The organism is Vibrio sp. B172a (genome assembly GCF_030248355.1).
GTDB lineage: Bacteria > Pseudomonadota > Gammaproteobacteria > Enterobacterales > Vibrionaceae > Vibrio > Vibrio owensii.
In genome coordinates this window covers 444,718-466,887 of record NZ_JAHGAC010000003.1, presented here as the reverse complement: position 1 = coordinate 466,887, position 22,170 = coordinate 444,718, and the positions used below count along the sequence as shown (strand labels likewise).

Here is a 22,170-nt window from a genome sequence, read left to right as displayed (position 1 = left end):
AGGAAATCTGGCGCTAATTAACTGTTTTTATGGGTTAAACTAAAATAAGAGGCTCAATTTTGCTGAATTCATTCATTTTCATTGAATTGCATTGGAAAACAGTAAATAATATTGACCCGTTTACACGGGGCTTTTTTCTTTCGGAGGCACAATGCTTTACCGTCTAGCCAGAACTGGCTTTTTCCAACTTGATGCCGAAAAGGCACATGATCTTGCAATCAAAAACTTCCAACGCTTTAACGGCACTCCTCTCGATCTTTTCTATCGTCAACAATTACCAAATCGTCCAGTAGAATGCATGGGGCTTACATTCCGTAACCCAGTGGGTCTTGCTGCTGGTTTGGACAAAAACGGCGAATGCATCGAAGCGTTTGACGCTATGGGCTTTGGTTTTGTCGAAGTTGGTACTGTTACGCCTCGCCCTCAACCAGGGAATGACAAGCCACGCTTGTTCCGCCTAGTTGAAGCGGAAGGTATCATCAACCGTATGGGCTTTAACAACCTAGGTGTGGATCATCTGGTTGAGAATGTGAAAAAGGCAAAATACAACTGCGTTCTTGGTATCAATATTGGTAAGAATAAAGACACACCAATTGAGAACGGGGCAGAGGACTACCTGATTTGTATGGAAAAAGTGTACGAGTACGCCGGTTACATCGCCGTGAACATCTCGTCACCAAATACACCAGGACTTCGTTCGCTTCAGTACGGTGAAGCGCTAGACGAATTGCTAGCTGAACTCAAAGCGAAACAAGCCGAACTTGCTGAAAAATACGGTAAGTACGTACCACTTGCGCTAAAAATTGCACCGGATTTGAGCGATGATGAAATCAGCCAGATCTGTGAGTCTCTAATTAAGAACAATATCGATGGCGTTATTGCAACCAATACAACACTGGATCGCACAGTCGTTGAAGGTATGAAGCATGCAAACGAAGCGGGTGGTTTAAGTGGACGTCCGGTTCAATCTCGTTCAACAGAGGTTGTTCGCAAACTTCACGAAGAACTCGGCGACAAACTTCCGATCATTGGTGTCGGTGGTGTTGACTCTTACGTTGCAGCAAAAGAGAAAATGATGGCAGGCGCGCAACTTGTTCAGGTTTACACTGGTTTTATCTACCACGGACCTGGTCTCGTACGCGATATTGTTAAAAATCTATAAGATCAATCGCTAAATCGTTGAGAAATCGACGCTTGTTACTAAAAAAAGAGGAATTCGTTTCCTCTTTTTTTTTGTCCGTTCGTTTGTAAAATTTAAAAATCATGAGTAGGTAATTAAGCGTCTTACCTCTTATTACTGTTTAACTAGTCACAAGAGAACGGAATAATGCTTAAACCCAGCGACAAATGGAATTGGTATTTTGACGAGCAGAAAGCTTGCCTAATGCTGGATTTAGGGGAGGAAATGATTTTCCAAACCAATCTATGCCGAAAGCTGTTGGTCAATTGTGCCTTCTCAGACAATGAATTCACCGTTGATGACGCAAGCGCGTTCCAAACGTACAACGAACGAATCCGTTGTCTCGACATCAACGAATACCGTCAAGCCGAACTTACGCTTTATTGCGTAGCCGCGAAACGCTTTCATAAGCCAGTCCAACCTAAGAGTTGGTTCTTCGATGCCCAATGCGATGGGCACGAGCCAGAAGAAGGGGACATGGTCTTCCTAACAAACCGATATTCAGAAGGTGTGTTCGTCGTCCTAGAGCCAGGTGAAACATCAAGCCTGTGTGCTTATGTTGGACAGGAAGAGTTCCTGCTAGACGGCAACAAAACGCTCCAGTTTGGTCAACCGATTAAAGTAATGCATGATCGCATGGTCTGTGCTAATCACTTATTCATGATGGCACCGATGGCGATGGTGGGTTAGTTTCCTTTTGATTTTTTCTTTAATTTCGTTCCTTTGTTTGCATTAATCGACCGTACTAGGTCGATTTTTTTTGCCTAGAATTTTCCAAATCTCTCCCAATACACGCTCCAAACTCACCCTTAGGTGAGGGGATTTCGTATCTCATATATGAAGCAGCTCACTTTTATTTCACTTTTTTCATTTTAGCGTTTCCTTAAATTAGGCAACTTGGCGGCTAATATTTCACCTTTTATTCCCCTATATATTCATTTTGTAAGTAAATTACACACTTAGAGTGAGTTTGGTATAGACCAAATTTGCAGTAAATAAGTATTCACTTCTTCTAGAGGGCTTGTTCTTATTAGGTAGTGAAAAAGAGACGTATTTCTTGATGAGAGACGTTGTGTTTTGACTTTCAGCAGGATGGGTTGGTGATGGATTGCGCTAACAAATCGAAAAAGCCTTTAAAAACGAGGCATTGATCGTAAAGTCAGGTATAATCAAAGCCATTTTTTATCGACGAAAGAACACTATGAATCAATATCTCGCGGTAACTTCAAATGGCATGGAAAACTTGCTTGTTGAAGAACTGACTAAACTAGGCATTGAAAACGCCAAACCAGTACAGGCAGGCGTAAAATTTAAAGCAACGAATGAACAGATTTACCGTTGCTGTTTGTGGAGCCGCTTGGCGTCTCGATTTGTACGTGTTTTATCGGAGTTTACCTGTAACGACGACATGGACCTTTACCTGTCAACGTCTGCAATCAACTGGGTAAACCAATTCCATAGCTCAAAGCGCTTTGTGGTTGACTTCAACGGTACTAACCGCGAAATTCGCAACAGCCAATATGGTGCAATGAAAGTAAAAGATGGCATCGTAGACTGCTTTGAGAAGAAAGGGCTTCCTCGTCCAAATATCAGCAAAGAGCGTCCCGATATCCGCGTTCACGTCCGTCTACACAAAGATAAAGCAATTCTTGGTGTGGACATGGTGGGTAGTGGTCTTCATCAACGTGGCTACCGTCCAGAATCTGGTCGAGCTCCGCTGCGTGAAACACTAGCAGCAGCTATCGTAATGCGTTGTGGCTGGAATGGTTCTCAACCACTTCTAGATCCAATGTGTGGTTCTGGTACGTTGCTGATTGAAGCGGCAATGATGGCAGCGAACATGGCACCTGGCGTTAAGCGTAAACAGTGGGGCTTTGAAGCACTAGAAGACTTTGAACCAGAGCTTTGGGCAGAGATTAAATCAGAGGCAAATGTACAGGCTCGACGCGGTGTCAAAAAAGTTGACGCTAGGTTTTTCGGCTTCGATAACGACCCGAAAGTACTGAAGGTTGCACAAGACAACGCTCGTAGAGCTGGCGTTGAAGAGCTGATTACATTTGCACAAGGTGATGCAGCAACTATTACTCGTCCAGCTGGTTTCGAAGCCGGCGTTATCGTTTCTAACCCGCCTTATGGTGAGCGTCTTGGTACTGAGCCTGGTCTGATTGCCCTATACACAGCATTTGGTGGCCAGCTAAAAGCAGAGTTTGGCGGTTGTAAAGCGTCTATCTTCTCTAGTTCAGACGAGCTACTAAGCTGTCTTCGTATGCGTGCGGACAAACAGTTTAAATTGAATAATGGTGCGTTACCGTGTCACCAAAAGAACTATAGTATTGCAGAGCGTAGCGCTGACGAAGTGAAAGGCGCGGATACTAGCGTTCAGATCGCACCTGACTTCTCAAACCGTTTGAAGAAAAACATTGGTAAGATCGGTAAATGGGCTCGTAAAGAGAAACTAGATTGTTACCGTATCTACGATGCGGACCTTCCAGAATACAACGTAGCGATCGACGTTTACGGCGATCAAATCGTGATTCAAGAATACGCAGCACCTAAGAACATCCCTGAAGAAAAAGCCAAACGCCGTCTAACGGACATCATCCGTGCAACGATTCAAGTAACAGGCGTAGAAGCGAACAAAGTTGTACTGAAAGTTCGTGAGAAGCAGAAAGGCCGCAGTCAGTACCAAAAACTGGGGCAAGTTTCAGAGACACTTGAAGTGAACGAGTACGGCGTGAAGCTGATCGTAAACCTTCACGATTACCTAGACACTGGCTTGTTCTTGGATCATAAGATCACTCGTCGTCGCCTTGGCGAAATGGCACAAGGTAAAGATTTCCTTAACTTGTTTGCTTACACTGGTAGTGCGACAGTACACGCAGCCGTTGGTGGTGCTCGTTCTACAACTACGGTAGACATGTCTAACACGTACTTGAACTGGGCTAAAGACAACATGCAGCTAAATGGCTGTGTTGGTCGCCAGCATCGTTTTGAGCAAGCTGACTGTCTACAGTGGCTTGAGAACGCAAAAGGTGAATACGATCTTATCTTTATTGATCCACCGACGTTCTCTAACTCTAAACGCATGGAAACATCGTTCGACGTGCAACGCGACCACATTAAGCTAATGACAAACCTTAAGCGCCTGTTGCGTGCTGGCGGTACGATTGTTTTCTCGAACAACAAACGTCACTTCAAGATGGACGAAGCAGGGCTTGCAGAACTGGGTTTGAAAGCGCAGAACATTTCTTCTCAAACTCTGCCATTGGATTTCTCTCGTAACAAACAGATTCACAACTGCTGGCTGGTTACTCACGCAGAATAGGGACGGAACAGTAAAAGGATGTTGAACGTGCTAACACTTTACAGCACTGAAGGATGCCATCTCTGTGAGATGGCGTTTGATCTCGTTGGTCAGATTGGCCTCGCCGAACAAACTCACATCGTCGACATTGCGTTCGACGATGTTCTTTTTTCTCGTTACGGCGTCACGATTCCCGTATTAAAATATCAAGATTCTGAGTTGAACTGGCCGTTTGACTTAGAACAACTCACACATTGGTTGGATAATAATGGCATTACTTACCATTCATAACGCGCAACTTGCATTTGGTGACCACCCACTGCTAGATAAAGCGGAGTTCGCTCTTCAAGAAAACGAACGCGTTTGTTTAGTTGGTCGTAACGGTGCAGGTAAGTCCACGTTAATGAAAGTGCTTGCCGGCGACATTTTGTTGGACGATGGCAAGATTCAAATCACTCAAGACGTAGTTGTTTCTCGACTTGAACAAGATCCACCACGCAATCAAGAGGGTACGGTTTACGAATACGTATCTGGTGGTTTAGCTGAAATCGGCGAACAGCTGAAGATCTACCATGATCTTCTCGATCTTGTGGCTCAGGACCCAAGTGAAAAGAACATTAATCGTCTTGCTAAGATTCAAGAGCAGTTGGATCATCTAAATGCTTGGCGCTTTGATGACCGTGTCAAGAACGTTCTGGGCGCTTTAAAGTTAAGCCCGGAAACCAAACTGACGGACTTATCTGGAGGTTGGCAACGCAAAGCAGCTCTGGCTCGTGCACTTGTTTGTGACCCTGATGTATTGCTTCTTGATGAGCCGACTAACCACCTTGATGTAACAACCATCGAGTGGTTAGAGAACTTCTTAAAAGACTTCAAAGGCTCGATCATCTTTATTTCTCACGACCGTACGTTCATCAAATCGATGGCCACACGCATCGTTGACTTAGATCGTGGTCAATTGGCGTCTTTCCCTGGTAATTACGATCAGTACCTGAATGACAAAGAAGAGATGCTTCGTGTTGAAGAAATGCAAAATGCTGAGTTCGACAAAAAGTTAGCTCAAGAAGAAGTGTGGATTCGTCAGGGGATTAAAGCGCGTCGTACCCGTAATGAAGGTCGTGTTCGCGCTCTTAAGAAGCTTCGTGAAGAACGTCGTGACCGTCGTGAAGTGCAAGGTAAAGTTAACCTTAACATCGACGATGCATCGCGTTCAGGCAAGATCGTCTTTGAAGCAGAGAACGTCTCTTTTGCTTTTGAAGGCAAAAAGATCGTGGATGACTTCAGCTTCAACATCATGCGTGGTGACCGAATCGCCCTGATTGGCCCTAACGGCTGTGGTAAAAGTACGGTTCTCAAATTGTTACTAGGCCAGTTAGAGACACAAGGTGGTCGTCTACATTGCGGCACAAAGCTAGAAGTAGCTTACTTCGACCAGTATCGTGAAATCCTCGATCCTGAAAAGACGGTTATCGATAACTTAGCGGATGGTAAGCAAGAAGTGATGGTGGGTGGCCGTCAGCGTCATGCATTGAGCTACCTGCAAGATTTCTTGTTCGCACCAAAACGTGCCCGTACGCCAGTAAAAGCGTTATCAGGTGGTGAAAAAAACCGTCTTTTGCTAGCGCGTATCTTATTGAAACCTAACAACTTGCTTATTCTTGACGAACCAACCAACGATTTGGACATCGAAACGTTGGAACTTTTAGAAGAAATGCTTGCCAATTATCAGGGTACGTTACTGTTAGTGAGTCACGACCGTGAGTTCGTAGACAACACAGTAACAACCAGCTGGATTTTTGAAGGTAACGGCGTAATTGAAGAGTTCGTTGGTGGTTATCACGATGCTAAACAGCAGCGTGATCAAGTTCTTGCTTCACGCGGTCAGGTTGAAAAAGCAACGAAGAAAGAGAAAGTGGTTGAGGAAACTCCCAAAACTACGCAACCTAAGAACAATTCGAAGAAGTTATCGTATAAGCTGCAAAGAGAATTAGAGGCTCTTCCAGCTAAACTAGAACAATTAGAGTCGGATATTGAGACGCTACAAGAACAAGTGAATGACCCAGAGTTCTTCACTAAATCTGTAGAACAGACTCAACCGGTATTGGAACAGCTCGCTGCAGTAGAGCAGGAGTTGGAAATCGCATTCGAGAGATGGGAAGAACTCGAAGCAATGCAACAGGACAGTTAAGAATTCAATGAATTGTAGTAACAAATTCAAATTAACCGCCGTCGCGATGATGGTTGGTACGGCAATGAATGCTAATGCAGCATTGTATCAAGTTATTGAAGTTTCTCCTGAGAACGTGGTTGATGAAACAGTTTATGGGGTAGCTATTCAGCAAGGCGACGTAGAAACCGACCCAACAACAGGCGCTCCTTATGCTCTGGGATGCTTCGACTCTGATGCCGGATGTCAACCTGAGACATTCAAGCTTGCTCTAGAAACTCGAACGTCACCTATTTCTGCGGGACAAGCTGTGGATGGCGTAAGTTACCGGGAAGAGGTACCATTTGCTAGTGATGCTCGCTTCTATACAGTAGAAAATACGTCTGACGCGGGGGATGATGACGATTTTAAAACATATTGTTATGATGCTCTCGGCTATTCTACGTGTGACTCTTGGGCAGCATTGAACTGGAAACCATGGCAAGCAGAAAAGTTTTATAAAGATTTCACTTCTAACGCTAAGGCTTTCGTCGAAGAAGCAGATGAGGCATACGACAATCAATATAATAATGTGATCAATTCATTGACTCACGATCTGAAGCCTATAGGTAATCAAAGCGTTGTTAGTGAGGAAAACCCTTCACAATTAGAAACACGAAATCGTGTGGTTGCTCCCACCAAACCAAACATTGTTACTGAAGACGGACAAGCTGAAGTTGTAGAGAGCCGTGCATGGAATACTGACGGAAATTATACTGTTGGAAGCATATCTAGAAAGTATACAAACGACAATGGCACTCATCATACATCTAAAGCTGCCATATGGGATAGCTCTTCATTAGTGTCAGAGGTCCCATGGAGAACCGATCAGGCTGAGGATGGTGATCGCCTAGCACAAGGCAGTATGCGAGATTTAGTAGTCGATGGTCTGACAATTTATGGTGTAGGCTATAATACATATTCAGACAATAACTATTTGAATGCTAGTGTTTTTGTCGGAAAAACAAACACCGCAGGATCCTTGGAAGAGGTATCTTGGACTAGTAAGGCTGTAGCTGGAGCTAGGCAGCGTGAAGATGAAGGTGATGGTGAAGAGACCGTACATTCAAACTCTCGACTTACTGATGTGAATGAAAATTATGTAGCTATCGGTGAAGCTAAAAGAAGAATTGTCACCTCAGGTGCATTACCAAACCGTTTGTTTATTGTAGAAGACATCCGAGCTGATTCGCTTAAGGCTTTTTACCCTAACACTGGTATTTTCTTCTACGGTTCTGGCGGAAAAATGGGCGGTATAAACAAATACAATGAAATTGTTGGTCAAATTGATGCCGAGAGTTCACGTGAATACGAAGGTAAGCCTCGTAGAAAACGCGGCTTCATATATCCATACGCTCTAAATGGTCAAGAAAGTGAACGCGCAAAATCACTATTCGAAGGAAAGGCTTGGCTCTTAGACAATTTGACTAATGGTTCAAATGACGGCGACTCTACTGCTCAGGCTATTTCTGAAAAGAATAACGAATACAGAATTATAGATGCGACAGATATTAACGACGCTGGCGTTATTTCAGCAACTGCAATGAAGTGTGAAGGCGGATATAAGAGTACCGACCATAACGCGTCTTGTGATGGTACTGAAAAGATCGTTGCTGTTAAGTTGATGCCTATTGCCGGTGCTACTTCGGCAGATATCCAACAGAGAAGTATCGAGGACGAGGCTTCTGAGCGCGAAGGTGCTGGCCTTGGTTGGTTGGCTTTGACCATGCTTGGCTTGTTCGGGTTCCGTAGAAAATAGTCAGTAATTTTTAAATCAAGCAGAGGCTCACAGAAATGAACCTCTGCTTTTTTTATGCCTTGAGAAAATGCGCAATTTGATCGATTCTTATAAGTGGAGTCATAAAAACTCCATCAAAGTTTCACAGTAACAGTAGTACGTTTGTAAATGGACCTGTATGAGGAATTAACTATGAAGAGACAAAAGCGTGATCGCCTAGAACGAGCTCAATCTCAAGGCTATAAAGCTGGGTTGAATGGAAGGTCTCAGGAGGCTTGCCCATATCAACAAATTGACGCTCGGTCATATTGGTTAGGTGGTTGGCGTGATGCCAGAGATGAAAAACAATCTGGTCTCTACAAATAACTCTCCACATACAAACATAAGGATTTGAAAGGGCTCGTTAAGAGCCTTTTCTGCGTTTGGTAGATAAGAGTATAGGTATCTAGATAAAGAAAAGGCCCCTTAAAGGAGCCTTCTTAAATAATTCAGAGTAGGAGACTAGAAGCTTGAAGTGTCTTGGAACAAGCCTACTTTCAGATCTTTTGCTACGTAGATTTCTTTGCCATCTACACAGACACGACCATCAGCTAGACCCATTACTAATTTACGGTTAACAACACGCTTCATGTGGATCTCATATGTCACTTTTTTCGCTGTTGGTAGGATCTGACCAGTAAATTTCACTTCGCCAACCCCAAGAGCACGGCCTTTGCCTTTACCGCCGACCCAGCCTAGGAAGAAACCAACAAGCTGCCACATTGCATCAAGGCCAAGACAGCCAGGCATTACTGGGTCGCCAGGGAAATGACAGTCGAAGAACCAAAGGTCTGGAGTAATGTCCAATTCTGCTAGGATCAAACCTTTACCGAAATCACCTTCAGTCTCAGACATTTTTGTGATGCGGTCCATCATCAACATGTTTGGTGCTGGTAGCTGAGGGCCTTGCGGCCATAGTTCACCTTGGCTAGAAGCTAGAAGATCGTCACGGTTGTAAGAATCACGTTTGTTTTGCATTATCAATTACTCCAATTTTTGATAGCTGCATCTTAGTGAACACGTGTACGCTAAACAACTCCGATCAGTACTAGACAAACCAGTTTTTGATGCGCTCCACAATTCCGACTGGATGCTCATGTCTTTCAAAGTTTTCAATACGTTCAGCAATTTTACCGATGATGCTATCGTCTTCACCACGGAACGGTTTAGACATCAGAATAGGAATCGCCTCATCAACAGTAGAAACTGACCAAATATGGAACTCACCATTTTTAATGCTATTTATGACATCTTTATGTAAAGCGAGATGTTTTAGGTTGGATTTAGGCATAATTACGCCTTGCTCACCTGTAAAGCCTTGGTGTTTACATACTTGGTAAAAGCCTTCAATCTTCTCGTTCAAACCGCCAACGGCCTGTACGCGACCAAATTGGTCTACCGCGCCAGTAACAGCGATCTGCTGGTTGACCGGAGATTCAGATAGGGCACTCACCAAACAACAAAGCTCTGCTAACGAGGCACTGTCTCCGTCGACTTCACTGTATGATTGTTCGAATACGATCGATGCAGAGTAAGGTAGAGGTTCATCTAGGTTCAGAGCAGAACTCACAAACGCTTGCATAATCATCATACCCTTAGCATGCAGGTTGCCACCAAGCTCTGCTTTACGCTCAACATCTGAAATATCACCATCACCGAAGTGAATAACACAGGAAATACGTGCAGGCTCACCATAAGAGACAGGGTGTCCAGCCATATCAATGACAGTGAGGCCATTAATTTGACCGACTTGTTCGCCAGTTGTTTCAATGATCACTTGCCCATCAAGGATATCGTCTACTGCGCGTTGTGGTAGGTACGATTCACGATAATATTTGTCGTCAATTGCCTTATCAATATCATCGAATTCGATCACAGAAGCATTTGAATACTGACTAGCAAGAGCCAACAATTGGCTGTGCCACATTACTCCGAGTGGTAAATAGTGTTGATCTTCGGTGTAACGCATACCAGCGAGAATAAGCCTTCTAAACGCCTGAGAACTCAAGGTTGGATATTGATAGCGTTGACATACCCAATTCACTAGACCGATATAACTATGCAGGCTTTCTTCGGAAAGATGGATATCTTCTTCAACCTCGGTATACATGGTAATTCCAGCCGAGAAGTCTTCGTCAATGTACTCAATTTCCGCTAACTGATTGCGATCACCCGTTATAACAAGCTTTACATCGTACTTTTGGCTGCCAAGCGGAGAAGACGCGATACGATTAGGTGTCAAATTGGCCGGTGCAAAGCTTCCCCCTTGAATGGCTGCTTTAATACTTGGCCATCGAGCGGCATTCGCCAAAACTAAGTTTGCTGGAACAATAAGGTAACCACCATGTGCTTTGGCGATTAAACCTGATTCAAATGTTGTTTGCCCATCTAGATTGACGCTATAACGATCGAACAGCTCTTTTGCGTCCAGCGATTCTGTAACAACGACAGGAGTATCTGTTGTCACTTGCAAAGCATCACGGATAAATCCGCGATAAACCGAGTTATCCGTGCAGTTAACTAGCAGTATGCGAGTTAGGCCTCTCACATTGACGAATCGACGGACGGTCGCTTCCAGTCTTGGTTGTAAATCAATAAATGACTTTAGCGGGAGTGAAGGAGCGTTGCTCAGAATTTCTTCGTACTGCTCAAAAGAGGGGGTGACATCTTGCCAGTTAACTTGGTTCATTCAAATTCATCGTAATTTAGTCTTGTGCGCATTATAGCGAAACGATGATCAACTCCCTAGTAACAATTTGACCTATCCAAAAATTCTGCAAATTCAGTTGATTAAACCTTCGACAAATGAGTGATCAACATCGATACTTTTATGAGTTTTAATTGCTGAATTCGTGCATCTGGGTTACGCTGTCACCATATGCGCATTAAGGGTCGGAAGGATGAAATATCAGCAGCTTGAGAATTTAGAATGTGGTTGGAAATGGAAGTACCTCATCAAAAAATGGAAAGATGGTGAAGCCATCACTCGATACATTGATACGAGTGAAGCTGATGCTGCTATTGCCGAACTACGAAAATTAGAGCATGAGCCAACACAAGTGCTAACTTGGATAGAAAATCACATGTCAGAAGAGCTTGATAATAAGCTCAAACAGGCAATTCGTGCAAAGCGCAAACGTCACTTTAATGCTGAGCAAGTACACACGAAAAAGAAATCAATTGATCTTGATTACCGAGTGTGGGAAAAGCTCTCAAACCGAGCCAATGAGTTAGGTTGTACATTATCAGACGCCATCGAATACCTTTTATCGGAAGCTTCACGAAGTGAGAAAGCAAGTATGAAGGTATCATCTTTGAAAGAAGATTTGAGTAAATTGTTGTCCAGCTAAGGAGTATCAAATGCTTTATGTAATATTGATTGCTGCTGTTGTCATTTTTTGGCTTATCGCTGTAGATAGACCCGTCTTAAAGGTTAAATTCGAGAAAGGGCACATATCTAACGTGAAAGGTCATATTCCACCTTCTTTTAAACACAACCTGCAAGACATCACTGAGCATGATCCCTTTGATGGTGAGATGAAAGTCTACAATCAACGTACTGGTATGCGGTTAACTTTCTCTAAAGAGGTCCCTAAGAAAGTCCAACAGCGTATTAGAAACGTATTCCCTCACCAAGGTTTTAAGTCGACTAAAGGCAAAAAACGAGCTTAAGCATACTATCAGTTACTTGTTCATGTTAAACGGGGCGCATTAATTGCGCCCCGTTTTTATATTAACTAAGTCAGTGAGTTAGAGTTTTAGCTTTGACGAATTAAAAGGTAACTCTATGCGATACACTGTCACGTTTTTGCTTGTATTATTTAGTATATCTGTTGCTAAAGCTGACGACTCACAGACCAATCCCGTAGCGAACAAAATCAAAGTAGAACTTCAAAAGAAAACCAACAGAAAGTTTGATGGTTACTACGGTTATTGTGACTTGATGATTGAAATGGAGCACAAAGGCAAGAGCGCCAAGATCAAAAAAGTAAACGGAAGTGGCGATAAACGCGTATGCCAGTTCGCTAAGTCAAATGTGAAAATTGGAAAACGTTATCGCTATAAATTCTCTGAAAAGTACATACGATTACACATAACAACGGGGGATTAGTATTTACTAATTACATTTCGATAAGTTCGAATTATTTATAACTGGAATTAATGTCACATTTCGTTTACTGCATGTGGCTTTATAGATAAACTTGCCGACAGGAAAATAAAACAACGTTAGGAATATCAGTTTGTTGCTCACACAAAAAAATTACACACAAGAAGCAATGGACATCGCTGCCAAAGTATCGAAAGAAGTAGAACTTAGGCATGCAAAATGGCTAGCAAGCATGAACCACCAAGTGGACCAGTCACAGGTGGACAAGCTTCTCAGTTTACAAGGACGCTATTGCGACGACGTCATCTTCAGTGAGGAAGACCGAGTTACACGTAACCAAAGAATACTTCTTATGTGTGAACAAGAGCGAGTCAAAGAAAAGCGGCAGGTTGTTGAAGATAGACAGAAAACACTGCAAACGGTAATCAATGACGTATCTAAAGTTGCCGAGCGAATGTTAGTGAAAAAGCTAGAAGCTCTACCTATTGATAAATTATCTAGCAATCTAACAGCATTCGAACAATTCGCATCATTTGCCTATGCGCCATCTCTGAGCCTGCAAAAACTGACTGATTTAGCCAACAGTAGTCATCAGTTAAGTTCAACAATCGCTGATCTCATTGAAAACTCGAGGCTACGTGAACGAGGCAGCTCGGCAAAGAACAACTCAGATGTTCGAATTGCGATCGGTCGCATAGGAGTTGAGAATTGCCGCAAGTTATTCCCAGTCTTGATGGCGCGTTCAATGATGAGGTGGTCAGATAATAATACTAAGGTTCTTACTCCGAAGTTTTGGCAACAATTGGTTTTAACCGCCAACATCACCAAGATGCGATTGAATGAAACTGATGTTCCTGACCCCGATTGCGGAGTTTTAATCGGAACGCTTCGAAGTCTCGGCAGTATCGTGCTCATTAACCATTTTACCGACACGTTTGAAGATGCACTCATTGAAGTCATGCTGAATTACAGAAAGACTAACAGGAAAGATGAGTACTACGCGTGTGCTGATGTCCGACCCAATTCAGCGTTCTTGCCTAAAGTCATTGTCGATATGGAAGCGCTGGTGACGAAACGACTTGTGGAAAGCTTCAACTGGCCGAAAAATGTAGAACACATTAAAGTCGCAATTCTAGAGGACATAGAAAAGAAACCGGTCTTAGAACGCAGCGTATATGGTGCAGCCTTGGCACAGGCTAGGGCATATGCAATCTACGATAACTTATCAAGAAGTGAAGTGTTTGCGGAAAAGCACAAACCATTTTGGTTTGCTAACGTTCAAATATCTGGAGAAGCGTTATCATCCATTAGAATGAGTGCCCCTGGAAAGATGACTCTTTTGATGTAAAAGAGTTACGACGTCACATGTATATTTGAAGCGACCACGTTTGGTCGCTTTTTTATTACCTGAAAAAGAGAAACCCACAGATTATAAATCCGAGTTCGTTGGTTTTTAAAAATGACCAAACCCTTAGTGACAATGTCACTTAAAGAAATGAGCAATATTAGAAGAACTAACGCCAAGTTTTAAAATTATGACGGAGCTACTTATCTAATCTTGAAAGCATGTTTCTAAGGCGATGGATTCCCAAAGCGTTTCCAGAATCTTGAAATCTTTTACTGACGTGAGTGACACAATATAGGACGTGAAAAATAAAGTGCATCTTCAAACATCACCGATGCAACCCAATAACTACCAAAAGAACAGATAGAGAATAAGTTGGCTAAACAAACTAGTGCAAGGTCAGCATAAGAACAATTAACGAAGAACTAGAACAATTGGTAAATTAGATTTAGTGAAACACAAAACAGAAACAGAGCTGTTAGCTGTCACGTTGATCGCAACGAGAACCCAGCGATTCGTGGTATGTGGGAAAACATAGCAAAAAAGTATAACGGGCTTGGATTGGCAGGAATTTCAATGGCTTGTGCAGGATTTGCAGTAGCGTTTTCAAGCCCAGTGGGATCCTCAATTCAGTGCGCATTATATGTGTTATGTTAAATGATATATCCACGTACGCCAATTCTTCTCTAGTTTGGTCTCCTATCCCTCTCAGATTTTAAAATACAGCGCTTTTTGTAGGTGTCATTAAACATAATGGTGATTTACCATAAAATACTTAATATAGATCTTAATAATCTTACGATTGTTAAGATCTATATTAATGCGCTACGCGAGTTCTACTAGTGATTGGATTGCTTCATAGATATCTTGTCTTCGAACTGGCTTCGAAACAAAGCCGTCCATGCCAGCTTTCATACATGTGGTTTTGTCACTCTCAAGCGCATGCGCGGTCAAAGCAATGATTGGTGTGCTGATTCCTTTTTGTCTGATCAACCTTGTTGCAGTTATCCCATCCATTACTGGCATTGAGACGTCCATTAAAATGATATCGATACTTTGTCTTTGTTCTTCCAAAAACGTTAATGCTTCTGCACCATTACCGGCGATAAAAACGTTATGCCCAAGCTTGTTTAAGATAAGTTTAATCACTAGTTGGTTTGATTCTGTGTCTTCAACGACAAGAAGATTCATCGCTTTTGATGGATGATTTTGCTCTATCTTTACGGGTCTTTCTTGATTATTCCTGGTTAACACGGGAATTTTGATTTTAAAGTGTGAGCCAACGTTCTCTTCACTTTTTACGCTGATTGTTCCGCGCATCATCTCAACCAGATGTTTGGTTATAGCGAGCCCCAAACCAGTACCACCAAACCTTCGTGTTATTGAACTGTCGCCTTGATGAAAAGCCGTGAAAAGATGGCCAACCTTAGCTTTTGGAATCCCGATGCCGGTATCAGCAACAGAAATGACAAGCTCGCTATCTTTTTCAATCACAGAGATATCGATGCCACCAAAGTCAGTAAATTTGCTTGCGTTGCCAATCAAGTTAAAGAGAATTTGAGACAAGCGTGTTGAATCAATCCAATATTGCTTGTTTTTATCAAGGTTACAATCGAACTCAAAACTCAAATTCTTAGCTGTAGCCACTTGTTTTTGTTGAGAAATAACAAGGGTTACGGCGTCACTTAAATCAGTCCACTGTTCATTCAAATGAAAGCTACCCGACTCTATTTTTGACAAGTCGAGAATATCGCTAATGATTGCGAGAAGCAGATCAGCTGAGCGCTCCATCTGATTAAGAACTTCTGATTGGTCTTCGGTTAGAGTCGATTGTCTCAATATATCGAGCATACCTAAAACTGAGTTTAATGGAGTTCGAATCTCATGGCTCATCATGGCCAGGAACTCGGACTTAGATTGGTTTGCTCTTTCCGCTTCTTCTCTTGCTTTTGCAAGTTGCGAGGTGCGGACTTCTACGATACGTTGTAACTTTTCTTTAGTTTCAATATCGATAACAGCCCTTTCAATCAAAGGTCTGAAACGTCGGAGCGTCTCTTTGTTTTCGATACTGAAATGCCCTTTTTGAGCGCCGACAAGTATGATGATCGTTTGCGTTACTTCAGACCTAATGCCAGTTAAAAGCATGGAACTTACCTGACTTTTTATAAAGGAGTTTAGGCTCTCAAACTCCTTTAAACGCATAGGTTCGAACAGCAAAATACACTCGCCATTAAGCGCTCGCTCTGTTGCGTTACCTTGTAACCAATTTACCCTATCAAATACACTATTGGTTGATAAAAGAGTCTTGAAACTTTGGCGATGGCTGTCACGTGTGATTACGATAAAGTCATCAAAATCAATATACTTTTTCAGAACATTGTTCAGCCCTGAAAAAATCTCATGTCGGTTTCTGGCTTCACTCATTGCGGAAATTGCAGATAAGATTGCTTTGTTCTCGTCTGCTAGTAATTTCTCTCTTTGCCTCGCTTCTTTTAGCTCGACAAGTGCCTCTTGTAACGCTTCTTGTTGGTATATCTCTAAATATTTATCTTTCATAAGGTTTATGGAAAATTGCTGAAGATATCATCAAGTTTCCATGTCCATTTTCGCCACCTATAAATCTTCCTTGCTCACCAAAAGTAAACGGGCAAATAAAAGGTAGGTTCTCTAATTCCTGGTTAATTTGTTCACAAACACTATTAATATCCTGCTTTAAGTGCAGCATAGGACCGGCACAAAAGATATTGATCACCCCTATTTTTCGAGACTCTTCTAACTTTTGATTAAAAGCCGCGTTCACTACTCTCGCCGCTCTAGCCACGAGGTGCTGGCGACTTCCTTGCATGAGGGTTAACACTTCACCTTCTTCAATATTTGTGAAAAGCTCGATACCACCCTGCTCTGTTTCTCTTATTGGGTGAGACAGCTTGTAGTAAGGCCGTTCGTAAAGGTGCCCTGCAATGCGCCCCAGAGGGTAAGCACTAGAGTTTGTAAATAGGAAGCTTTCTTCATCGGATTGCGTTTCTTGGTGATTGGTCCACTTACGGTAGACATCTAATGCGGGTTGGTTGTCTATTTCTAAAAGGCAGCGCCCTTTCGTTTTTGTTGCGATGCCAGTGATGCCTGTTGGTGAGTGCCCTGCGCTAAAAGCGATATCAACTGGTTGGGATGAATAAAATAGTGTCAGACTTACGCCGTTTTGCTCGTATCCTTGTGAAGTGATTACAGACCAATTCCCTTTAACATTATTGTCGGCTGACGAACCGCCAATAATGGGAACCAAAGTGCCAAAGCGTTCATCGATACATTCAATAATTGATTCTTCATTTCCTGGGGTTGCGTGAAGAAGGATAAGATTCGGTACTTCACCTACTCGATTCGCATGAAGAAGCGCCATATTAAGTGCGTCATCAACGCTTGTTTCTATATTATCCCCATAGGTTGCAATGCCCGTCCCATACGCGTGTTGACCGGAATCATAAATCGCAAGTACTGCAATAACAGGCCCTTGATGGTACCCATGATTGGTCATGATAGCTTGACACGAGCTAGCTCCGTGGACGGTTACCTCAGGAAAGAGTTCAACGAACGCGTTTTGGATTTTTCTGAAATCATACTCCTCTGTGTAATAACAGATGAGATGGGACAAGTTGTCCGGACTCAACTCAGAGCGAAATTTCTCTATTGCTAAACATTCATCAGTAATATGAGTAAATAATGATTGGCACTGCATACGGTTTTATTATTGTTTATCACTTTACTGTTATACCATTGCGAAAATTAAGCGCTAGGCAAGAAAGTATTAATTGCACAAAGAAGATACAATTATCTCGCGTCAGATCTGATTTATAAATGAACTCGGACAATATTTTCGTTTATTTTGAGATTAATTGCTTTTGTCTCAGAAATAGCGCTCCAATCAATCTCATTATATTTATCATCTAAGTTAATAAAATTGCCAGATTGATTTAGATCAATTTTTACACTATCAGTTTCCGAGCTTTCAATCGAAAATCCTTCTGAAGCCTTGTTTATAGTGATCTTTGCTACCCCAATTGTTACATCACATCGCTGTTTTTGTGAACAATCGACCTCTCTATCTTGCTCATAAGTAAAGGTGCGCCAGAAAAAGGCACCGATTAAAAGACTGAGCATGATTAAGATTTGTGCAAGTCTTGCCTTTGTTAACTTTTGTGCAGCCATAATTCCTAATATCCTTGTTACAAACTTCAAACTTTTTAAATAAAAAATGATTTCCAGAGGCCTTGTAAGGTTACTACTCTGTCATTGAATTGTTAATTCAAGTATAGTGTCACGCTGAAAATGCCACTTTTTATTAAAGTCAGCAATGGAAATAAAGTGATGATAACACTTGAATTCTAGAGCTTACTTGGGTGGTGTTACGACGCAAGTCGTGTTGGAAGTAAAGTGTAGTTAATTAGAAATTGGAAGCATGCAAATGAGCCAAGTAAAGCAGCTTGAACAAAACTACAACTATACAGTCGTTCGCCAATTTACCCTTGTGACCATTTTATGGGGCATAGTTGGTATGGCTGTTGGTGTTTTGATTGCCGCTCAGTTAGTTTGGCCACAGCTAAACTTTGATACGCCGTGGTTGACGTACAGTCGTTTACGTCCATTGCATACTAATGCGGTAATTTTTGCGTTTGGTACCAGTGCCCTGTTCGCGACATCTTATTATGTTGTTCAGCGCACCTGTCAAACTCGTCTTTTTGGTGGCCCACTCGTTGCCTTCACCTTTTGGGGTTGGCAAGCAATCATCTTAGCCGCAGCAATCACCCTACCTCTAGGTTTAACCTCTGGTAAGGAATATGCTGAGCTAGAATGGCCAATCGATATCGCAATCGCGATTGTATGGGTGTCATACGCGGTCGTGTTCTTCGGAACATTGGTCAAACGTAATACCTCTCACATCTACGTGGCTAACTGGTTCTTCGGTGCCTTTATCCTCACAGTAGCAGTACTTCACATCGTGAACAGCATGGCTATCCCTGTGTCACTTGGTAAATCTTACTCGATTTACTCTGGTGCAGTGGATGCGATGGTTCAATGGTGGTATGGACACAATGCGGTAGGTTTCCTACTGACCGCTGGTTTCCTAGGTATGATGTACTACTTTGTCCCTAAACAAGCTGAACGTCCTGTTTACTCTTACCGTTTATCTATCGTTCACTTTTGGGCACTGATCTCTCTATACATTTGGGCTGGCCCTCACCACCTGCATTACACAGCACTACCAGACTGGACTCAGTCTCTAGGTATGGTGATGTCTTTGGTTCTATTCGCTCCGTCTTGGGGTGGTATGATCAACGGTATTATGACGCTGTCTGGCGCATGGCATAAGCTTCGCTACGACCCTATCCTGCGTTTCCTAATTGTTTCATTGTCTTTCTACGGTATGTCTACTTTCGAAGGTCCAATGATGTCAATCAAAACTGTAAACGCGCTATCGCACTACACAGACTGGACCATTGGTCACGTTCACTCCGGTGCATTAGGTTGGGTTGCAATGGTTTCAATTGGTTCTGTGTACCACCTTGTTCCACGTCTATTTGGTCAAGAGCGCATGTACTCTGTAAGTCTAATCAACGTTCACTTCTGGTTGGCGACTATTGGTACTGTTCTTTACATCGTAGCAATGTGGATCTCTGGTGTAATGCAAGGCCTAATGTGGCGCGCAGTTAACTCTGACGGCACACTAACTTACAGCTTTGTTGAATCTGTAGAAGCATCTTACCCGTTCTACTTCGTACGTTTCCTAGGTGGTTTCATCTTCCTATTCGGTATGTTCTTAATGGCATACAACACGTACAAGACGGTAACTGCACCTAAAGAAAGCCTAAAAGCTATCCCTCAACCGGCATAAGGAGATTAAAGAATGAGTAATAATTCGAATAATCGCCACGAAATCCTAGAACGTAATGTCGGTTTGTTGGCAATTTTCATCGTCTTTGCAATCAGTTGGGGTGCGCTTGTAGAAATCACTCCTCTGATTTTCCAGAAGCAAACGACGGAGCCTGTAGAAAACCTACGTGCTTATACTCCTCTGGAAATGGAAGGTCGTGACATCTACATCCGTGAAGGTTGTAACGTTTGTCACAGTCAGATGATTCGTCCTTTCCGCTCTGAAACAGAGCGCTACGGCCACTACTCTGTTGCTGGGGAAAGCGTTTGGGAACACCCATTCCTATGGGGTTCTAAGCGTACTGGTCCAGATTTGGCTCGTGTAGGCGGACGTTACTCTGACGAATGGCATCGTGTTCACCTTATTGATCCACGTGAGCTAGTACCTGAATCAAACATGCCTGGTTTCCCTTGGCTTGAAGAGAACGTACTAGACGGCAAACTAACGCAGAAGAAACTAGAAATCTTCCGCAACCAGTTTGGTGTTCCGTACACGGATGAACAAATCGCGAATGCGGCTAAAGAAGTAGAAGGTAAAACAGAGATGGATGCAATCATCGCTTACCTTCAGTCTCTTGGTCATGCAATGAAGTAAGGGGGTCACATGGATTTCGGTACAATTCATAGTATTTATACCGTTGTACTCTTCGCGAGTTTTATTGGCATCGTTTGGTGGGCATTTGGTAAGAAGCGCAAAGCACGCTTCGAGGAAGATGCTAACTTGGTGTTTGCCGACGAAGAGCAAAAAACGACCCCAAATAACCAAGGAGTGAAGAAGTAATGACTACATTCTGGAGTCTCTGGATTATCGTGATTACTGTCGGTACGCTGGTAGGCTGTGCGATTCTCCTTACTTGGTGCGCAAAAGATAAAATGGGCGTCGAGGAAGGGGAAGACATGGGCCACGAGTACGATGGTATTCGCGAGCTTAACAACCCTCTACCTAAATGGTGGACATACTTATTTGTGAGCACATTTGTGTTTGCAGCTGTATATCTGACCTTATTTCCAGGTCTAGGCAGCTTTAAAGGTGTCCTTAACTGGCAGAGTTCAGATCAAACCGTACGTACGTTGGAAGAATCAAAAGAAGCCATCGCACGAGCACAAGAAAACAAACAACTTAACCAATACGCTAAAGAGCTTGATGATGCTGATGCTTACTTCGGTGAAGCATTCCGCGCACTTGCTCACAACGCAGATGGTCTACGCCCTATCCCTGAGATTGCGCAAGACCCTGAAGCGATTAAAGTTGGTCAGCGTTTGTTCCTACAGAACTGTTCGCAATGTCACGGTTCTGATGCTCGTGGTCAGACAGGTTTCCCTAACCTAACTGACGACGCATGGTTATATGGCGGTGAGCCAGCGGCTATCGTGACTACTATCATGCAAGGCCGTATCGGTCAGATGCCAGCGTGGAAAGATGCACTTGGCGAACAAGGTGTTCAAGAAGTTGTAAGCTACACGCTAAGCCTGTCTGGTCGTAAGGTGAATGCACGTGAGGCAGAAGCTGGTAAAGCTCGCTTTGTCGTGTGTGCAGCTTGTCACGGCACTGACGGTAAAGGTAACCCTGCTGTGGGCGCACCTGACCTAACTGACCAAGACTGGTTATTCGGCGATTCACGCGCTGCAGTAACAGAAACAGTTATGAACGGTCGCTCTGGTGTGATGCCAGCTTGGAAGGACATTCTAGGCGAAGACAAAGTTCAACTTGTCGCGGCATACGTCTGGAGTTTAAGCAACTCTGACAATAAGTAACATTTCAATAACAGCCCCTTTCATAGGGGCTGTCTTTCCTTTAAATTTAAAGCCTTACATTTTTTCATTTAGCTGTTGAGAACTTTTTTATGGTAAAGCCTTGGTATAAACAATTTTGGCCGTGGTTCCTGATCATCCTGCCTTTAACTGTTGTGGTATGGACAATCGTTACAGTGGTCGTATTCGCCAACAACTCTGTTTCTTTGGTCGCCGAGGATTACTATAAAAAAGGCAAAGGTATCAACATCGACATCAGTAAAATGAATGTCGCTCGAGACCTTGGTCTTAACGCTACCGTTTCGTCAGATGACAACACAGTGGTTATCTCCTTCAACAAAGGAGAATTGCCACACTTCCCTGCACTAACCGCTACATTCACGCACCGTACTCTACCAGATCGTGACTTTACTAAGCTTCTTACGGCGGATGCGACTGGTAATTACCGTTTAACGCCTGAAAGCTCCATTCAAGGCCCTTGGTTTGTCGAACTTGAACCACATAACAAAGAATGGATGATTCAAGGTCGAGTCGAGTTCCCAGCACAACCAACAACTTTGATGAAATAAGTCT

Annotated in this window: 21 protein-coding genes and 1 pseudogene; 17 read left to right on the top strand and 5 right to left on the bottom strand. The window is 43.0% G+C overall.

Features of this window, described 5'->3' with window-relative positions:
- Positions 1 to 151 precede the first annotated feature (151 nt).
- The 7 genes from pyrD (at position 152) to rmf (ending at position 8,794) form a co-directional block, all read left to right on the top strand.
- A complete protein-coding gene (gene pyrD, locus KIT90_RS05725; protein WP_285375816.1) occupies positions 152 to 1,162 on the top strand; it encodes a quinone-dependent dihydroorotate dehydrogenase in 1,011 nt (336 codons plus the stop codon).
- 165 nt (positions 1,163 to 1,327) lie between these two features.
- Complete coding sequence (locus KIT90_RS05720) at positions 1,328 to 1,870, top strand: cell division protein ZapC (protein WP_005426674.1); 543 nt, start codon at positions 1,328 to 1,330, stop codon at positions 1,868 to 1,870.
- 511 nt (positions 1,871 to 2,381) lie between these two features.
- Entirely contained in the window at positions 2,382 to 4,505 is a 2,124-nt protein-coding gene (gene rlmKL, locus KIT90_RS05715) for a bifunctional 23S rRNA (guanine(2069)-N(7))-methyltransferase RlmK/23S rRNA (guanine(2445)-N(2))-methyltransferase RlmL (protein WP_285375813.1), read from the top strand.
- 18 nt (positions 4,506 to 4,523) lie between these two features.
- Positions 4,524 to 4,775 carry a glutaredoxin family protein gene (locus KIT90_RS05710; protein WP_012128011.1) on the top strand — a complete coding sequence of 84 codons (252 nt, stop codon included), beginning with the start codon at positions 4,524 to 4,526 and terminating at the stop codon, positions 4,773 to 4,775.
- Positions 4,753 to 6,672 carry an ABC transporter ATP-binding protein gene (locus KIT90_RS05705; RefSeq protein ID WP_285375812.1) on the top strand — a complete coding sequence of 640 codons (1,920 nt, stop codon included), beginning with the start codon at positions 4,753 to 4,755 and terminating at the stop codon, positions 6,670 to 6,672. Before KIT90_RS05710 ends, KIT90_RS05705 begins: the two co-directional genes overlap by 23 nt.
- Positions 6,673 to 6,679: 7 nt before the next feature.
- Complete coding sequence (locus KIT90_RS05700; RefSeq protein WP_285375811.1) at positions 6,680 to 8,449, top strand: DUF3466 family protein; 1,770 nt, start codon at positions 6,680 to 6,682, stop codon at positions 8,447 to 8,449.
- Positions 8,450 to 8,620: 171 nt separating this feature from the next.
- Positions 8,621 to 8,794: a ribosome modulation factor gene (rmf, locus tag KIT90_RS05695; RefSeq protein WP_005532367.1), complete on the top strand. Its 174-nt coding sequence runs from the start codon at positions 8,621 to 8,623 to the stop codon at positions 8,792 to 8,794.
- A 135-nt stretch (positions 8,795 to 8,929) separates the two neighbouring features.
- Here rmf and fabA read toward each other — a convergent pair whose 3' ends face one another.
- Both fabA and KIT90_RS05685 read right to left on the bottom strand, forming a co-directional pair.
- Positions 8,930 to 9,445, bottom strand: a complete 516-nt coding sequence (gene fabA / locus KIT90_RS05690) for a bifunctional 3-hydroxydecanoyl-ACP dehydratase/trans-2-decenoyl-ACP isomerase (protein ID WP_005440057.1) — start codon at positions 9,443 to 9,445, stop codon at positions 8,930 to 8,932.
- Positions 9,446 to 9,515: 70 nt separating this feature from the next.
- A complete protein-coding gene (locus KIT90_RS05685; RefSeq protein ID WP_285375809.1) occupies positions 9,516 to 11,156 on the bottom strand; it encodes a Lon protease family protein in 1,641 nt (546 codons plus the stop codon).
- 211 nt (positions 11,157 to 11,367) lie between these two features.
- On the opposite strand from KIT90_RS05685, the gene matP reads away from it, so the two are divergent.
- The 5 genes and pseudogenes from matP to KIT90_RS05660 all read left to right on the top strand — a co-directional run.
- Positions 11,368 to 11,817, top strand: coding sequence for a macrodomain Ter protein MatP (matP, locus tag KIT90_RS05680; RefSeq protein WP_005440054.1), 450 nt, complete (start codon positions 11,368 to 11,370; stop codon positions 11,815 to 11,817).
- A gap of 10 nt (positions 11,818 to 11,827) precedes the next feature.
- The gene (locus KIT90_RS05675) at positions 11,828 to 12,139 is read left to right on the top strand and encodes a DUF3634 family protein (RefSeq protein WP_285375808.1); all 312 of its coding nucleotides are present in this window, start codon (positions 11,828 to 11,830) and stop codon (positions 12,137 to 12,139) included.
- Positions 12,140 to 12,254: 115 nt separating this feature from the next.
- A complete protein-coding gene (locus KIT90_RS05670; RefSeq protein ID WP_285375807.1) occupies positions 12,255 to 12,578 on the top strand; it encodes a hypothetical protein in 324 nt (107 codons plus the stop codon).
- 130 nt (positions 12,579 to 12,708) lie between these two features.
- Entirely contained in the window at positions 12,709 to 13,923 is a 1,215-nt protein-coding gene (locus KIT90_RS05665) for an HDOD domain-containing protein (RefSeq protein WP_285375805.1), read from the top strand.
- A 474-nt stretch (positions 13,924 to 14,397) separates the two neighbouring features.
- Positions 14,398 to 14,577: pseudogene (locus KIT90_RS05660) on the top strand (DUF3693 domain-containing protein); the annotation flags it as partial.
- Positions 14,578 to 14,745: 168 nt separating this feature from the next.
- Here KIT90_RS05660 and KIT90_RS05655 read toward each other — a convergent pair.
- The 3 genes from KIT90_RS05655 to KIT90_RS05645 all read right to left on the bottom strand — a co-directional run bounded on the left by KIT90_RS05655 (position 14,746) and on the right by KIT90_RS05645 (position 18,123).
- Positions 14,746 to 16,476, bottom strand: coding sequence for a response regulator (locus KIT90_RS05655; RefSeq protein WP_285375804.1), 1,731 nt, complete (start codon positions 16,474 to 16,476; stop codon positions 14,746 to 14,748).
- On the bottom strand, positions 16,466 to 17,653 hold the full coding sequence (locus KIT90_RS05650) for an FIST signal transduction protein (RefSeq protein WP_009706110.1): 1,188 nt from the start codon (positions 17,651 to 17,653) through the stop codon (positions 16,466 to 16,468). The genes KIT90_RS05655 and KIT90_RS05650 overlap by 11 nt, the downstream gene beginning before the upstream one ends.
- Positions 17,654 to 17,766: 113 nt before the next feature.
- Positions 17,767 to 18,123 (bottom strand): hypothetical protein, encoded by a 357-nt coding sequence (locus KIT90_RS05645; RefSeq protein WP_285375802.1) that lies wholly within the window; start codon positions 18,121 to 18,123, stop codon positions 17,767 to 17,769.
- Between the two features lie 256 nt (positions 18,124 to 18,379).
- Between KIT90_RS05645 and ccoN the strand changes: the two genes are divergently transcribed.
- The 5 genes from ccoN (at position 18,380) to KIT90_RS05620 (ending at position 22,166) form a co-directional block, all read left to right on the top strand.
- Positions 18,380 to 19,807: a cytochrome-c oxidase, cbb3-type subunit I gene (ccoN, locus tag KIT90_RS05640; protein ID WP_009706109.1), complete on the top strand. Its 1,428-nt coding sequence runs from the start codon at positions 18,380 to 18,382 to the stop codon at positions 19,805 to 19,807.
- A 12-nt stretch (positions 19,808 to 19,819) separates the two neighbouring features.
- Complete coding sequence (ccoO, locus tag KIT90_RS05635) at positions 19,820 to 20,440, top strand: cytochrome-c oxidase, cbb3-type subunit II (protein WP_005441610.1); 621 nt, start codon at positions 19,820 to 19,822, stop codon at positions 20,438 to 20,440.
- A gap of 9 nt (positions 20,441 to 20,449) precedes the next feature.
- Entirely contained in the window at positions 20,450 to 20,626 is a 177-nt protein-coding gene (locus KIT90_RS05630; protein ID WP_009706108.1) for a CcoQ/FixQ family Cbb3-type cytochrome c oxidase assembly chaperone, read from the top strand.
- Positions 20,626 to 21,600, top strand: a complete 975-nt coding sequence (ccoP, locus tag KIT90_RS05625) for a cytochrome-c oxidase, cbb3-type subunit III (protein ID WP_005441609.1) — start codon at positions 20,626 to 20,628, stop codon at positions 21,598 to 21,600. Before KIT90_RS05630 ends, ccoP begins: the two co-directional genes overlap by 1 nt.
- Before the next feature lie 89 nt (positions 21,601 to 21,689).
- Entirely contained in the window at positions 21,690 to 22,166 is a 477-nt protein-coding gene (locus KIT90_RS05620) for a FixH family protein (RefSeq protein ID WP_009706107.1), read from the top strand.
- The last annotated feature ends 4 nt before the right edge of the window (positions 22,167 to 22,170 follow it).

Coding starts and splice junctions, on each gene's coding strand:
- pyrD (WP_285375816.1), top strand. CDS start 152: ATGCTTTACCGTCTAGCCAGAACTGGCTTTTTCCAACTTGATGCCGAA.
- KIT90_RS05720 (WP_005426674.1), top strand. CDS start 1,328: ATGCTTAAACCCAGCGACAAATGGAATTGGTATTTTGACGAGCAGAAA.
- rlmKL (WP_285375813.1), top strand. CDS start 2,382: ATGAATCAATATCTCGCGGTAACTTCAAATGGCATGGAAAACTTGCTT.
- KIT90_RS05710 (WP_012128011.1), top strand. CDS start 4,524: ATGTTGAACGTGCTAACACTTTACAGCACTGAAGGATGCCATCTCTGT.
- KIT90_RS05705 (WP_285375812.1), top strand. CDS start 4,753: ATGGCATTACTTACCATTCATAACGCGCAACTTGCATTTGGTGACCAC.
- KIT90_RS05700 (WP_285375811.1), top strand. CDS start 6,680: ATGAATTGTAGTAACAAATTCAAATTAACCGCCGTCGCGATGATGGTT.
- rmf (WP_005532367.1), top strand. CDS start 8,621: ATGAAGAGACAAAAGCGTGATCGCCTAGAACGAGCTCAATCTCAAGGC.
- fabA (WP_005440057.1), bottom strand. CDS start 9,445: ATGCAAAACAAACGTGATTCTTACAACCGTGACGATCTTCTAGCTTCT.
- KIT90_RS05685 (WP_285375809.1), bottom strand. CDS start 11,156: ATGAACCAAGTTAACTGGCAAGATGTCACCCCCTCTTTTGAGCAGTAC.
- matP (WP_005440054.1), top strand. CDS start 11,368: ATGAAATATCAGCAGCTTGAGAATTTAGAATGTGGTTGGAAATGGAAG.
- KIT90_RS05675 (WP_285375808.1), top strand. CDS start 11,828: ATGCTTTATGTAATATTGATTGCTGCTGTTGTCATTTTTTGGCTTATC.
- KIT90_RS05670 (WP_285375807.1), top strand. CDS start 12,255: ATGCGATACACTGTCACGTTTTTGCTTGTATTATTTAGTATATCTGTT.
- KIT90_RS05655 (WP_285375804.1), bottom strand. CDS start 16,476: ATGAAAGATAAATATTTAGAGATATACCAACAAGAAGCGTTACAAGAG.
- KIT90_RS05650 (WP_009706110.1), bottom strand. CDS start 17,653: ATGCAGTGCCAATCATTATTTACTCATATTACTGATGAATGTTTAGCA.
- KIT90_RS05645 (WP_285375802.1), bottom strand. CDS start 18,123: ATGGCTGCACAAAAGTTAACAAAGGCAAGACTTGCACAAATCTTAATC.
- ccoN (WP_009706109.1), top strand. CDS start 18,380: ATGAGCCAAGTAAAGCAGCTTGAACAAAACTACAACTATACAGTCGTT.
- ccoO (WP_005441610.1), top strand. CDS start 19,820: ATGAGTAATAATTCGAATAATCGCCACGAAATCCTAGAACGTAATGTC.
- KIT90_RS05630 (WP_009706108.1), top strand. CDS start 20,450: ATGGATTTCGGTACAATTCATAGTATTTATACCGTTGTACTCTTCGCG.
- ccoP (WP_005441609.1), top strand. CDS start 20,626: ATGACTACATTCTGGAGTCTCTGGATTATCGTGATTACTGTCGGTACG.
- KIT90_RS05620 (WP_009706107.1), top strand. CDS start 21,690: ATGGTAAAGCCTTGGTATAAACAATTTTGGCCGTGGTTCCTGATCATC.